We start from the raw sequence: 12,431 nt of genomic DNA, 5'->3' as shown, positions 1-12,431 counted from the left end.
GGCTGAGTGTTTGCGGTCATGGCGCGGCGGGGTGGTCCTCAACCGCGATATCTCACCGCCTCAATCAGTTTTGCAAAGGCCGGAGTATGCTGCCGGCGGCTGGGATAATAGAGGTAATAGCCGCTGAACGGTCGGCACCAGTCGCCGAGCATGGACACCAGCCGGCCGGTAGCCACGTGTTCAGCCACGCAGTCTTCCGGCACGCAGGCGATGCCGATGCCGGACAGCGCCGCATCGACCCGCGACGCAAGGTTATTAAACACCAGTTGGCCTTCAACCTTAACGTTGATCTCTTTGCCCTCCTTGCTGAATTCCCAGCTGTACAAGCCGCCCATCGTCGGCAGCCGCATATTGATACAGTTATGCTGCTGCAGCTCATACGGCGTGGCGGGCGTGCCGTGCTGCCGCAGATAGTCGGGGGAGGCGACCACCGCCATTTTCCAGTCCGGGCCAATCCGCACCGCCACCATATCCTTTTCGACCTGCTCACCGAGCCTGACGCCGGCGTCGAAGCGGCCGTTAACAATATCGGTTAGCGAGTTATCCGCCGACAGTTCCACCTTCACCTGCGGATACTGCTGCAGGAAGGGTTTCAGCAGCGGCCACAGCGTAGAGGAGAGTGCGTGCTCCCCGGCGGTAATGCGGATAGTGCCGGCGGTAATGCCCTGGCTGTCGGTCAGCTGCAGCAGCGTTTTCTCGATATCCAGCAGCATCGGCCCGACGCTCTGGATCAGGTTTTCCCCGGCCTCGGTCGGGGCCACGCTGCGGGTGGTACGGGTTAACAGACGGGTGTTTAAACGCTCTTCGAGGCCGCGGATCGCGTGGCTTAAGGCCGACTGAGAAACGCCTAACTTCGCCGCAGCCCGGGTAAAGCTGCGCTCCTGGGCGACCATCACCAGATAGATCAGGTCGTTAAAATTTTCTCTGAGCATGTGTACGCCTTTGTCAATGAGAGCCAGACTTCAACCTGACCGATATACATAAACTGAAATATATGTGAAATTTTCACGAATCCTGCAACGGCAGCCTGTTTTGTGTGATGCGCATCAGCGCCTGAACCTCACCCCGGCTACCTTAGCGTGTTTTTTGAGGTTATTAATGATTTTTAATCATAAAGCCTATCAGCTTTCCCCCGCTAATAAAGTGCAACTTGCAATGATACTCTTTGTTAGCCGTCAGACGCCTCTGACAGCACGACTCATCTGTGAGGCTGTTATGAAAAAAAACTTCGTTGCCATTATTGCGCTGACCGCGCTGTTTAGCGTTAACACGGCGTTTGCCGTCGAAGTGGTGAATGACGCCACCGGTAAAACCAAAATCGGCGTGGTCTCCGCCAGCGGTGCTTATTCGCTGGATAACCTGACCCGCAAGCTGGCTATTAAAGCCGAGCGGGAAGGGGCCGGTTCGATGAAAATCATCGCCGCCGGTGGCGAGAATAAAATGCAGGGTGTGGCTGAAATCTACAAATAGGCCGGGACAAAGACGAAATATTCCTGCGGGTATAACACTGTCCGTTCAATAACCTTCGGACGTCTGATTTTTCTGCGCATAATCAAAGATTCTGCGCATGTGTATCATCTTTATTTATCTGCAGCATCTGTAATCAGGCGGGGTGAGAATGGACAGACAAACAACGATTATCTGTGAACTGCTGCAATGGATAGACAACAATATCCGCAGCCCGATGAAAATCGATGATGTCGCACTGCGTTCTGGTTACTCGAAGTGGCACCTGCAGCGGATGTTCTATCGCATCACCCACGTCAGTCTGGGAAATTATATCCGCGACCGTAAGCTGACGCTGGCGGCGGATGACCTGATAAGCAGTAATGAGAAGGTCATAACCATATCTGTTAAATATGGCTACGACTCCCAGCAGTCATTTACCCGCTCGTTCGCAAAAAAATATCAGGTTCCACCCGCCACTTATCGGCGGTTGAATACTACCTGCATCACCCATCCACTTTAAATATATCGGTAACCGGTCTCCGGGAGAAAATAATAATGCCCTATCATGCGGCACTTAAGCCTTCGGCCTTGTTCTGTGCGCTGGCTATTTTAGCGCTCACAGGAACCAACAACTGATGTCCAGATTCTTTATCGATCGGCCGGTATTTGCCTGGGTACTGGCGATAATCGTGATGCTGGCCGGGGCGATTTCGATTACGAAACTGCCGGTAGAACAGTACCCTGACGTCGCCCCGACGGCGGTGCAGGTACGTGCGACCTATCCGGGTGCCGATGCGGCCACGCTGCAGAACAGCGTCACCCAGGTGATTGAGCAAAACATGAGCGGGCTGGACGGGCTGATGTACATGTCTTCCACCAGTGACGCCTCCGGCACGCTGCAACTGACGCTGTCATTTGCAAACGGCACCGACGCGGATATTGCCCAGGTCCAGGTGCAGAATAAGCTGCAGCTGGCCACGCCGCTGCTGCCACAGGAAGTGCAGCAGCAGGGCATTACCGTGCGTAAATCCTCCAGCGTGTTCTTCCTGGTGCCCGGTTTCTATGATGAAACCGGCCGCATGAGCATGGAAGATATTGCTGACTATGTGGCGACCAACCTGAAGGATCCGCTCAGCCGCATCAGCGGCGTAGGGGATACCACCCTGTTTGGTTCGCAGTATGCGATGCGTATCTGGCTGGATCCCGGCAAACTCAACACCTATCAGCTGACGCCGGTTGACGTGATCGCACGGATTGAAACGCAGAATGCGCAGGTGGCGGCCGGCCAGCTGGGCGGTGCGCCGCCGGTAAAAGGGCAGCAGCTTAACGCCTCGATTATCGCCCAGACGCGGCTGACCTCGCCGGAGACGTTTGGCAATATTCTGCTGAAGGTTAACGCGGACGGTTCGCAGGTGCGGCTGCATGACGTGGCGCGCGTTGAACGTGGCGGTGAAAACTACAACTTCGTGGTGAAAATTAACGGTAAACCGGCCTCGGCGCTGGGTATTCAGCTGGCCAGCGGGGCTAACGCCCTCGACACCGCTAACGCCATCCGTGCCAAAATTGAACAGCTTAAACCTTACTTCCCGCAGGGGTTGAAGGTGGTCTACCCGTATGACACCACGCCGTTTATCACGATCTCTATCCATGAGGTGGTTAAGACGCTGGCAGAGGCGATCGTGCTGGTGTTCCTGGTGATGTATCTGTTCCTGCAGAACCTGCGCGCCACGCTGATCCCGACGATTGCCGTCCCGGTGGTGCTGCTGGGCACCTTCGCGATCCTCGATGCCTTTGGCTACTCAGTCAACACCCTGACGATGTTCGGTATGGTGCTGGCGATCGGTCTGCTGGTGGATGATGCGATCGTGGTGGTGGAAAACGTTGAACGGGTGATGGCGGAAGAGGGGCTGAAACCGAAGGCCGCGACCCGCAAATCGATGGGACAAATTCAGGGCGCGCTGGTGGGGATTGCGCTGGTGCTGTCGGCTGTATTTGTGCCGATGGCGTTCTTTGGCGGCAGTACCGGCGTTATCTATCGTCAGTTCTCAATTACCATCGTGTCGGCGATGGTGCTGTCGGTGCTGGTCGCGCTGATCCTCACCCCTGCGCTGTGCGTCACCCTGCTCAAGCCGGTTAAGACGGGCGGCCACGGCCAGCATCGTGGCTTTTTTGGCTGGTTTAACCGCCGGTTCGACCAGAGCGCCGACCATTACAGCCATGCCGTCGGGCGGATGCTGCACCGCAGCGGTCGTTTCCTGACGATCTATGGCGTGCTGGCGGTCGGCATGGCGGTGCTGTTTATGCGCCTGCCGACCTCGTTCCTGCCTTCGGAAGACCAGGGGGTACTGGCCACCCAGGCGATCCTGCCTGCCGGTGCCACCCAGGAGCGTACCCAGGCGGTGCTGGATCGGGTCAGTGACTGGTATCTGACGGCGGAAAAAAATAACGTGGAGAACGTGCTGACGGTCAACGGTTTTGGTTTTGCCGGCCGCGGGCAGAACGTCGGGATCGCCTTTGTGGGCTTGAAAGACTGGTCCGCGCGTGCGGGCGATGAGAACAAGGTCGACGGCATCGTCAGCCGCGCAATGAAGGCGTTCAGCGCGATTATTGACGGTAACGTGGTGGCCTTTAACCTGCCGCCGATTATCGCGCTGGGTAACGCCACCGGCTTTGACTTTGAGCTGACCGACCAGGCGGGACTCGGCCATCAGCAGCTGACTGCCGCGCGCAATACCCTGCTGGATCTGGCGCGGCAGCATCCCGAGACGCTGGCCGCGGTACGTCCTAACGGTATGGAAGACAGCCCGCAGTTCAGGCTGAATATTGACGAGGAAAAAGCGCTGGCGCTCGGGGTGGATCTGGCCGACATCAATGCCACGCTGAGCAGCGCGTGGGCCGGTAACTACGTTAATGACTTTATCGACGCGGGTCGGGTGAAAAAAGTCTACGTGATGAGCGATGCCCCGTACCGCATGATGCCGCAGGATCTTAACCAGTGGTACGTGCGCGCCAGCAACGACAAGATGGTGCCCTTCGCCAGCTTCTCCACGGCGCAGTGGGTGTTCGGTTCACCGCGTCTTGAGCGCTACAACGGCCTGTCGGCGGTGGAAATTCTCGGGCAACCGGCGGCGGGAAAAAGTTCGGGCGAGGCAATGGCGCTGATGGAACACCTGGCGCAGCAGCTGCCCCCCGGTATCGGCTATGAGTGGACGGGCATGTCCTGGCAGGAGCGGATGTCGGGCCAGCAGGCGCCGGCGCTGTACGCGCTGTCGCTGATCGTGGTGTTCCTGTGTCTGGCCGCGCTGTATGAGAGCTGGTCGATCCCGTTCTCGGTGATGCTGGTGGTGCCGCTCGGGGTGCTGGGCGCACTGGTGGCGACCCTGCTGCGCGGTCTGAATAATGACGTCTACTTTGTGGTGGGGCTGCTGACCACCATCGGACTGTCGGCGAAGAACGCCATTCTGATCGTTGAGTTTGCCAAAGATCTGATTGAGAAAGAGGGCAAAGGGGTGGTGGAAGCCACACTGGAGGCGGCACGCATGCGTCTGCGACCGATCCTGATGACCTCGCTGGCGTTTATCCTCGGCGTGCTGCCGTTAGCCCTCGCCTCCGGGGCCGGCTCCGGCGCGCAGAATGCGGTGGGCACCGGGGTGATTGGTGGCATGGTCGCCGCCACCCTGCTGGCAGTCTACTTTGTGCCGCTGTTCTTTGTGGTGGTGCGTAACCGCTTCGGCGGGCGGGTGCGTGATGACGAGGATGATGAAGCATAGTGGGTTAGCCACACGGCACTACCGTTCCTCCTCTTAACGTTCCCTCCGTTACCGGGCACCCTTTGCCCGGTAACGACATTGCCCGACAGCGGCAAAGCAAGTTTTCCACTCCTCGCCACAATATGAAATAAAAGTTTTGTAAAAAGAGATGGTTCTGAAATCACCTTTCCACTTATTCCAGAAAACACGCACTATTTTTCAGGTTATTATGAAGTAAAAACCATCATTATCAGCATCTAATGCCTGAGTTGAGTGCGGTGATGTAAGTTTGTAAATGCGTCCACTTTGAAATCAAATCGCCATTGTGTGACGACAGTAGAATTTTAATTTCAAATTTGCTGATATGTTAGTTACCAGAACGTAAATTTTTTTGACGGATCATTTACACGAAGGGTAAAAACATGTCGTTAGCGATGAGTCTCAATCCGCAGCAAAGAAAGCGATTACATCAGATAACCTTAGTGGCCACCTTCGGTGGTTTACTGTTTGGCTATGATACCGGGGTGATTAACGGGGCGTTCTCTTCCCTGAAAAGCAATATGGCGCTAACGCCGGAAACAGAAGGGCTGGTGATGGGGATCCTGCTGATCGGTGCCGCCATCGGCAGCGTCTGCGGGGGAAAACTGGCGGATTTCTTCGGCCGCCGTACCTACCTGATCTGGCTCTCCGTCATCTTCTTTGGTGGCGCGGTACTTTCAGCCGTTGCACCAAACGTTACCAGCCTGCTGCTGGCGCGCTTCCTGCTCGGTTATGCCGTTGGCGGTGCTTCCGTTACCGCACCTACGTTTATCTCTGAAGTTGCCCCCACCGAGATGCGCGGTCGGCTCACCGGTTTAAACGAAGTGGCTATTGTGGTCGGCCAGCTGGCCGCCTTCGCCATCAACGCAGCTATCGGCTTTGGTTTTGGGCATCTGCCTGATGTCTGGCGCTATATGCTGATTGTGCAGGCTTTGCCGGCTATCTTCCTGCTGATTGGCATGCTGCGCTCTCCGGAAAGTCCGCGCTGGTTAATGAGTAAAGGGCGAAATGAGGAAGCGCTGACGATTCTGAAACAGATCCGCCCTGAACAACGCGCGATTAAAGAGTATGAAGATATTCTGACGCTGATGAAGGCGGAAAAAGAGCAGAAGCTGCACGAGAAAAGCGCCGTATCGATTATTTTGAATACGCCATGGCTGTTTAAACTGATTCTGGTGGGCATGGCCTTTGCGGCCTTACAGCAAACCACCGGCGTGAACGTGATTATGTACTACGGCACCGAAATCCTGAAAAGCGCCGGCTTCTCGGAGAAAATGTCATTGGTTGCTAACGTGCTTAACGGCGTGTTCTCGGTCGGCGGGATGATCTTCGGCGTGCTGTATCTGGTGGACCGTTTCAAACGAAAAACCCTGATTGTTTACGGCTTCGCGCTGATGGCCACCCTGCACCTGATTATTGCCGGCGCGGACTATCTGCTGGTCGGCGATCTGAAGGCAACGGTGATCTGGCTGCTCGGGGCGCTCTTCGTCGGCGTGATGCAGGCGACGCTGGGCTTCCTCACCTGGGTGGTGCTGGCAGAGCTGTTCCCGCTCAAGGTACGTGGCCTGTCGATGGGTATCTCGGTGTTCTTTATGTGGGTGATGAACGCCATCGTCAGCTACCTGTTCCCGCTGCTGCAGGCCAAGCTGGGGCTGGGGCCGGTGTTCCTGATCTTTGCGGTAATTAACTACCTGGCCATTATCTTTGTGGTGAAAGCCCTGCCGGAAACGGCCAATAAGTCACTGGAGCAGCTGGAAGAAGAGCTCTCCTCGGGTAGTGAAACCGCTATCAACACCTCATCAGGCGGAGAAAGAGTATGATCGAGACCATTACCACCGATAACCTGCATCTTGGATGCCAGGCGAAAAACAAGGCCGAGGTGTTAGCCATGGTCGGCCGGGAGTTTAAGGCTAAAGGCTACGTCAGCCAGGAGTGCGTGGCGTTTCTCGACGAGCGTGAACGCCAGGTGTCGACCTTCTTAGGCAACGGCATTACGCTACCGCACCTGCCGAAATCGCAAACCGGCATTATCCTGAAAACCGGCGTAGAGATTTTCCAGTTCCCCGATGGCGTTATCTGGGACCGCAGCAACGTGATGTTTATCGCGATTGGCGTGGCGGCGAAAGAGAAAGAGCATATCGACGTGCTGAAGGACGTGGCGTCGGTGTTCAGCGATGAGATTATCGCTAACGCGCTGTCGCTGATCTCCGGTAAAGAGGACTTCCTGCGCATTCTTAACCGCAGGTAATCCCAATCCCCCACGCTGGCCGTGTGCCTGCGTGGGGGATAATCCCCACAGAACGCACAGAACGCACAGAACGCACAGAACGTAGAAAACACTCACAACGTCACAACGTCACAACGTCACAACGTCACAACCTCACAACCTCACAACCTCACAACCTCACAACCTTACAGCCTTACAGCCTCACAGCCTCACGGCCTGATACCTGCACTGCCTCCCGGTCTGCCGGTCAGCCAGATAATTCGGATATCCCGGCAATCGCAATCCTCGCAGCACTCTTGACCCGTCACACTATCCCGGATATTTGCACTCTTTCCCGGCGGTTTTTAGTGGACCCTGCTTCACCACGCGGCGATCCTTGACTACGCTTGATGCTGGTATTGCGTAAACCTTTACTCCCATTACCCTTATTGCCGTCACAGTCTCAGATGATTAGCCCGCTTTTCCCTTTTACGTCGGTGGGAGAAGGGAGCGCGCAGAATTTCAGATACTGAATCTGCACCATCCCGGGCTGACGGACCGCCGGTAAGGTAAATATGTGTAAAGGGGCAGGTGCATGATGTTGCCGGGGCGGATTCGGTGTTATAAGTCCACGAAATTAAACCTCTTTCTTACCTGTTGATTTAATTATGAATTTAAGAGCAATCCGATTTTTATTCTGCTGTGGCCTGCTGACGCTGGCCGGTTGTGCACATCATCAACAGGCCGCATCGTCCACACCCGCACCCCAGGCTGAAGATGCTTCCCAGCAGGACCTGATCCCGGTGCTGGCCGCGCTGCACGATCAGATGCACACCTGGCAGGACACCCCCTATCAGTGGGGCGGCACCAACCTTAACGGCGTTGACTGTTCCGGCTTTGTCTGGCGCACGCTGAAGGATCGTTTCAATCTGCCGGTTGAGCGGATGAACACCGGCGATCTGCTGAAGATGGGCCAGCCGGTGAAAGAGAGCCAGCTGCGCACCGGCGATCTGGTGTTCTTCCGCATCGACGGCGGCATGCACGTTGGCTTCTATGATACCTCGCGCAACTTCCTGCACGCGTCGGTCAGTAAAGGGGTAATGCGCTCGTCGCTGGATAACCCTTACTGGCAAAAAGTCTACTATCAGGCGCGACGGCTGCCGAAGGAGATGGGGGGGCAGATCACGCTGAATCGTGAAGGCCAGCATATTGCCAAAAATGGCTGAATAGCTGAAGGCAGGGCGTAAACGCGAAGGCTTGCCCCGGTAGCCCGGTGATATTCTCCGGGCTGGCCAGGCTGACGATTAAAGATCGATTACCAGCTCCGGCGAGCGGCTGCGCGAGCAGCACAGCGCGATATACTGCTCGGCAGCACTCTTCTCCGCCGCCGACTGTACGCTGTCCTGGTGATCGGGATCGCCTCTGACCACCCGGGTCAGGCAGGCACCGCACATGCCCATTTCGCAGGAGAGCGGCACGTCGACGCCGTTAGCCAGCAGCACGCGGGCGATGGTCTGCCCGGCGGGCACCGGCCAGCATTGGCCGGATGAGGCGAGAGTCACGCTGAACGCCTGCTGCGATGCGGCGCCGGCCGCCGCTTCGGCCGGGCGGAACGCCTCGCTGTGCACGCAGTCCGCGGGCCAGCCGTGCGCCTGCGCCGCTGCGGTCACCGCCGCCATAAATTCCGCCGGCCCGCACAGGTAAAGGTGGCCGTCCGGCTGCCGCAGCGCCGCCGGCAGCCTTTCGCGGGCGCTGTCACCTTCGGCGCTGACGTGCAGGGTGCAGCTGCCGTGCCGCCACGCCCGCGTCAGCGCCTCTGCGAACACCACTTCATGCCGGTTGCGCACATAGTAGTGCAGTTCAAACGGGCGGCCCTGCGCCTCCAGCCGTTCAGCCATCGCGTACAGCGGCGTAATGCCGATCCCCGCCGCCAGCAGCAGCACCCGGCCGCTCTCCTGCAGGGCAAACAGGTTGCGCGGCGCGGAGATGGTCAGCGTCTGTCCCGGCCGCAGCTGCTCATGCACGTAGCGCGAGCCGCCGCGCGAGCGCGCGTCGCGCGCCACGCACACCAGATAGCGCCCGCTCTGCTGAGGGCTGCCGGTCAGCGAATACTGGCGGGTCAGCCCGCTGGCCAGCTGCATATCGATATGCGCGCCCGGCTGCCAGCCCGGCAGCTCGCCGCCGTCCGCCGCGGCCAGGCTGACCGCCAGGCTGTGGCTGCCCTGGCGCCAGATGCCGTCCACCACCACCTTCAGCGTTGTCTCCATGCTGCCCCCTTAGACCAGGAAAAACTCGCCGAAGCCGAGCTTCTTCAGCCCGCGGCGGTAGGCGATCGAACTGCGATCCGCCGGGATATGCGCCTCCATGCTCAGATCGAGCGGCAGGCGTTCCGGGCGCTGTGTCTCCACCATCAGGCGATCCTCCTCAAACACCCGCTGGTTAAAGGCGTGTACGTCGGCGACCGGAATATGCAGATCCAGGTTGCGGGCGATCGGGGCAAACATCCGCGTCACCCGCGCGGAGACCGGCGAGGCGGCGTTCATAATCACCAGCCGCTCGCTGCCGGGAAAGTGAATGGTCAGCGTGGCGGTAAACGGCAGATGCATCTCGAAGTGGCGCAGCCACTGAAAACCGGCGGGAGCCGACCGGCCGGAGTTGGCCGCGTAGTTGCTGACGCTGCTCCAGTAGTCGGCGAAGAAGCCGTAGTCGGTCTCCTGCGGATGGTAGTCGGGCACCAGCTGGTTGGCCGGGTCGGCAAAGGTGTCGGTATGCACCCAGGCGAAGTGTGCCACATCGAGGAAGCCCTCCACCTGGCGACCGGCAAAGCCGTTAACCTCGAACGGCGGACAGTTGATCTGCTGAAAACCGGCGTCGTCCCAGTGCGGCATCGTCGGCAGCGCCGCCGGATGTTCCTCGTCCGGGGCGAGGCAGGTCCAGATCAGCCCCCAGCGCTCCTGCACCGCGTAGTTGATCAGGTTGAGTTTGGCCGGGATCGGCTGGTCAGGTGACGAGGGAATGCGGTTACAGCGGCCACCGGCACCAAAACGCAGCCCGTGATACGGGCAGATAATGCCCTCCTCATCGTTATAGCCGAGGGTCAGCGGCACGCCGCGGTGCGGGCAGACGTCGCGTGCCACCACCGCTTCACCGCCGATGCGGTAAATCACCAGCTGTTCGTCCAGCAGCGTCACTTTGACCGGGGCCGCGGCGACGTCGGCGGAACGGGCCACCGGGTGCCAGTAGCGCGCCAGGCGCAGCCAGTCATCGGGTTCAAAGGTGCAGTGCGCGGGGGGCGTGATTTTCGTCATAGGGATACCTGCCGGGGTTAACGATAGTAGTTGCAGGCTTATTGTGGTCATAATAGGGTGTACGCATCCATCAGCATTAATTCAATCAGGTGTTGCAAAAATGCGTACAGGTCACCGATGAGCCCGTTTTCCCGTTTTGCCCTTTACTTTGCCGAAGTGGCGCGCAGCGGCAGCCTGCGCCGCGCGGCGGAGCGGCTGCATATCTCTGCTTCGGCGATCAACCGGCAGATCCTGCAGGCGGAAGAGGAGCTGGGCACGCCGCTGTTTGAACGGCTGCCGGAGGGGCTGCGCATGACCACCGCCGGCGAGCTGCTGTACGGCGATCTGCTGCGCTGGCAGCGCGAGTTTCGCGTCACCCGGCAAAAGTTCGACGAGCTGCAGGGGCTGAAGCGCGGCTCGGTCAGCGTCGGGCTGGTACAGGCGTTATCCGGCGGGGCGATCGCCGATGCGCTGGCGGAGATCATCGCCGGCTGGCCGTGGCTGGCGCTGGATCTGCAGGTGGCCGACAGCCAGAGCATCAGCCAGCGGATCCGCGACGCGCAGCTGGATTTTGGCCTGGTGCTGGAGCCGGAAGGGCAGGCGGGCCTGAGCGTGATGGCGTTTGCCGAACTGGCGATGGGGGTGGTGATGCCTGCGAACCATCCGCTGGCCGGGGCGGAGAGCCTGTCGCCGGGGGCGCTGAGCGATTGGCGTCATATCCTGCCCGGCCCGCCGCTGATGGTGCATGAACGGGTGGCGATGCTTTACCGCCATCACGATCTGGCTCCGGGCAACCCGATCAGCTGCAACGACGTGCGGCTGATTAAATCGCTGGTGGCGCGGGGCAGCGGGGTGGCGGTGCTGAGTAAGCTGGACGTCCTGCCGGAGCTGGCGCGCGGTGAGCTGGCGTTTGTGCCGCTCAGCCACGCCCGGCTGCGGCCGCTGACGCTGGCGCTGTGCGTGGCCCCCGCGCGGCAGCTGTCACGCGCGGCGCAGCAGGCGATCCAGCAGCTGACGAAGGTGATTGAAGGACTACATCAGCCGCACGTGAGCTGAGGGGCGTCAGGTCGATCTGGGTTGAGCGATGCCGCCGCCGCTCCCGAACGAGGGTCGACACCGGTTTAGCCTGGCGCGTTACCGGTGCGGGCACACTCACTTGTTACCTGTTACCTGTTACCTGTTACCTGTTACCTGTTACCTGTTACCTGTCACCGCAGCGGGTTTTAGCCCAGCGGCCCGCCCTGGATGGTGTCGCAGAGTCCGTTAATAATCCGTTCGCCGCTCTCCTGCGCCAGTTCGCGATACCAGGCGTCGGTCAGCTGGCGATCTTTGCCGTGGGTGACGTCGCAGCGTTTGCGCGCTTTCAGCACCAGGTCCTGCACCCGTTCGACGCGTTGCGCCTCGTACCAGGCCAGCGCGTCGGCGACTGTCGTATGCTGCTGAAACGCCTGACCCAGCACCACCGCATCCTCCATCGCCGCACAGCCGCCCTGGCCGATATCCGGCGTGGTGCTGTGGCCGGCGTCACCCAGCAGCGCGATGCGCCCCCGCACCAGCCGCTCAAACGGGTCGATATCGTGGATCTCAATGCGGTTGGTGGTCTCCGGATCCAGCGCGGCGATCAGCCGCTGCACCGGCGCGGCCCAGCCGGCGAAGTAGCGGCGCAGATCGTCACGCAGGCTGCTGCGGTCTTCCGCCAGC

Annotated in this window: 11 protein-coding genes; 7 read left to right on the top strand and 4 right to left on the bottom strand. The window is 59.3% G+C overall.

The genetic code is table 11. The features are described 5' to 3' along the window. Positions 1-38 precede the first annotated feature (38 nt). Entirely contained in the window at positions 39-932 is an 894-nt protein-coding gene (locus NV64_RS00430) for a LysR family transcriptional regulator (RefSeq protein ID WP_101505056.1), read from the bottom strand. Between the two features lie 283 nt (positions 933-1,215). Between NV64_RS00430 and NV64_RS00425 the strand changes: the two genes are divergently transcribed. The 6 genes from NV64_RS00425 to NV64_RS00400 all read left to right on the top strand — a co-directional run bounded on the left by NV64_RS00425 (position 1,216) and on the right by NV64_RS00400 (position 8,669). Then, positions 1,216-1,470 (top strand): YdgH/BhsA/McbA-like domain containing protein, encoded by a 255-nt coding sequence (locus NV64_RS00425; protein ID WP_101505055.1) that lies wholly within the window; start codon positions 1,216-1,218, stop codon positions 1,468-1,470. A 148-nt stretch (positions 1,471-1,618) separates the two neighbouring features. Then, positions 1,619-1,969 (top strand): helix-turn-helix domain-containing protein, encoded by a 351-nt coding sequence (locus NV64_RS00420; RefSeq protein ID WP_101505054.1) that lies wholly within the window; start codon positions 1,619-1,621, stop codon positions 1,967-1,969. Between the two features lie 115 nt (positions 1,970-2,084). After that, on the top strand, positions 2,085-5,219 hold the full coding sequence (locus NV64_RS00415) for an efflux RND transporter permease subunit (RefSeq protein WP_101505053.1): 3,135 nt from the start codon (positions 2,085-2,087) through the stop codon (positions 5,217-5,219). A 401-nt stretch (positions 5,220-5,620) separates the two neighbouring features. Next, entirely contained in the window at positions 5,621-7,057 is a 1,437-nt protein-coding gene (locus NV64_RS00410; protein WP_101505052.1) for a sugar porter family MFS transporter, read from the top strand. Further along, on the top strand, positions 7,054-7,485 hold the full coding sequence (locus tag NV64_RS00405) for a PTS sugar transporter subunit IIA (protein ID WP_056237358.1): 432 nt from the start codon (positions 7,054-7,056) through the stop codon (positions 7,483-7,485). The genes NV64_RS00410 and NV64_RS00405 overlap by 4 nt, the downstream gene beginning before the upstream one ends. 626 nt (positions 7,486-8,111) lie before the next feature. Continuing rightward, entirely contained in the window at positions 8,112-8,669 is a 558-nt protein-coding gene (locus NV64_RS00400; RefSeq protein ID WP_056237352.1) for a C40 family peptidase, read from the top strand. Positions 8,670-8,747: 78 nt separating this feature from the next. Here NV64_RS00400 and NV64_RS00395 read toward each other — a convergent pair whose 3' ends face one another. Both NV64_RS00395 and hpxD read right to left on the bottom strand, forming a co-directional pair. Further along, positions 8,748-9,710, bottom strand: a complete 963-nt coding sequence (locus NV64_RS00395) for a PDR/VanB family oxidoreductase (RefSeq protein WP_101505051.1) — start codon at positions 9,708-9,710, stop codon at positions 8,748-8,750. A 9-nt stretch (positions 9,711-9,719) separates the two neighbouring features. Beyond that, positions 9,720-10,751 carry a molybdenum cofactor-independent xanthine hydroxylase subunit HpxD gene (hpxD, locus tag NV64_RS00390; RefSeq protein ID WP_056237347.1) on the bottom strand — a complete coding sequence of 344 codons (1,032 nt, stop codon included), beginning with the start codon at positions 10,749-10,751 and terminating at the stop codon, positions 9,720-9,722. Positions 10,752-10,868: 117 nt separating this feature from the next. Here hpxD and NV64_RS00385 point away from each other — a divergent pair, with 117 nt between their 5' ends. Further along, on the top strand, positions 10,869-11,786 hold the full coding sequence (locus NV64_RS00385; protein ID WP_056237344.1) for a LysR family transcriptional regulator: 918 nt from the start codon (positions 10,869-10,871) through the stop codon (positions 11,784-11,786). A 167-nt stretch (positions 11,787-11,953) separates the two neighbouring features. Here the strand turns inward: NV64_RS00385 and NV64_RS00380 are convergent. Then, the coding region (locus NV64_RS00380) for an FAD-dependent monooxygenase (RefSeq protein ID WP_199177599.1) at positions 11,954-12,431 on the bottom strand (478 nt) is incomplete at its 5' end.

This window comes from Erwinia sp. B116 (assembly GCF_002865965.1).
Classification (GTDB): Bacteria; Pseudomonadota; Gammaproteobacteria; order Enterobacterales; family Enterobacteriaceae; genus Erwinia.
The sequence above is the reverse complement of the archived record's forward strand: the minus strand, read 5'-3'. Positions and strand labels throughout refer to the sequence as shown.

Bases quoted from the DNA above. Each gene is read 5' to 3' on its own strand.
- NV64_RS00430 (WP_101505056.1), bottom strand. From the start codon at position 932: ATGCTCAGAGAAAATTTTAACGACCTGATCTATCTGGTGATGGTCGCC.
- NV64_RS00425 (WP_101505055.1), top strand. From the start codon at position 1,216: ATGAAAAAAAACTTCGTTGCCATTATTGCGCTGACCGCGCTGTTTAGC.
- NV64_RS00420 (WP_101505054.1), top strand. From the start codon at position 1,619: ATGGACAGACAAACAACGATTATCTGTGAACTGCTGCAATGGATAGAC.
- NV64_RS00415 (WP_101505053.1), top strand. From the start codon at position 2,085: ATGTCCAGATTCTTTATCGATCGGCCGGTATTTGCCTGGGTACTGGCG.
- NV64_RS00410 (WP_101505052.1), top strand. From the start codon at position 5,621: ATGTCGTTAGCGATGAGTCTCAATCCGCAGCAAAGAAAGCGATTACAT.
- NV64_RS00405 (WP_056237358.1), top strand. From the start codon at position 7,054: ATGATCGAGACCATTACCACCGATAACCTGCATCTTGGATGCCAGGCG.
- NV64_RS00400 (WP_056237352.1), top strand. From the start codon at position 8,112: ATGAATTTAAGAGCAATCCGATTTTTATTCTGCTGTGGCCTGCTGACG.
- NV64_RS00395 (WP_101505051.1), bottom strand. From the start codon at position 9,710: ATGGAGACAACGCTGAAGGTGGTGGTGGACGGCATCTGGCGCCAGGGC.
- hpxD (WP_056237347.1), bottom strand. From the start codon at position 10,751: ATGACGAAAATCACGCCCCCCGCGCACTGCACCTTTGAACCCGATGAC.
- NV64_RS00385 (WP_056237344.1), top strand. From the start codon at position 10,869: ATGAGCCCGTTTTCCCGTTTTGCCCTTTACTTTGCCGAAGTGGCGCGC.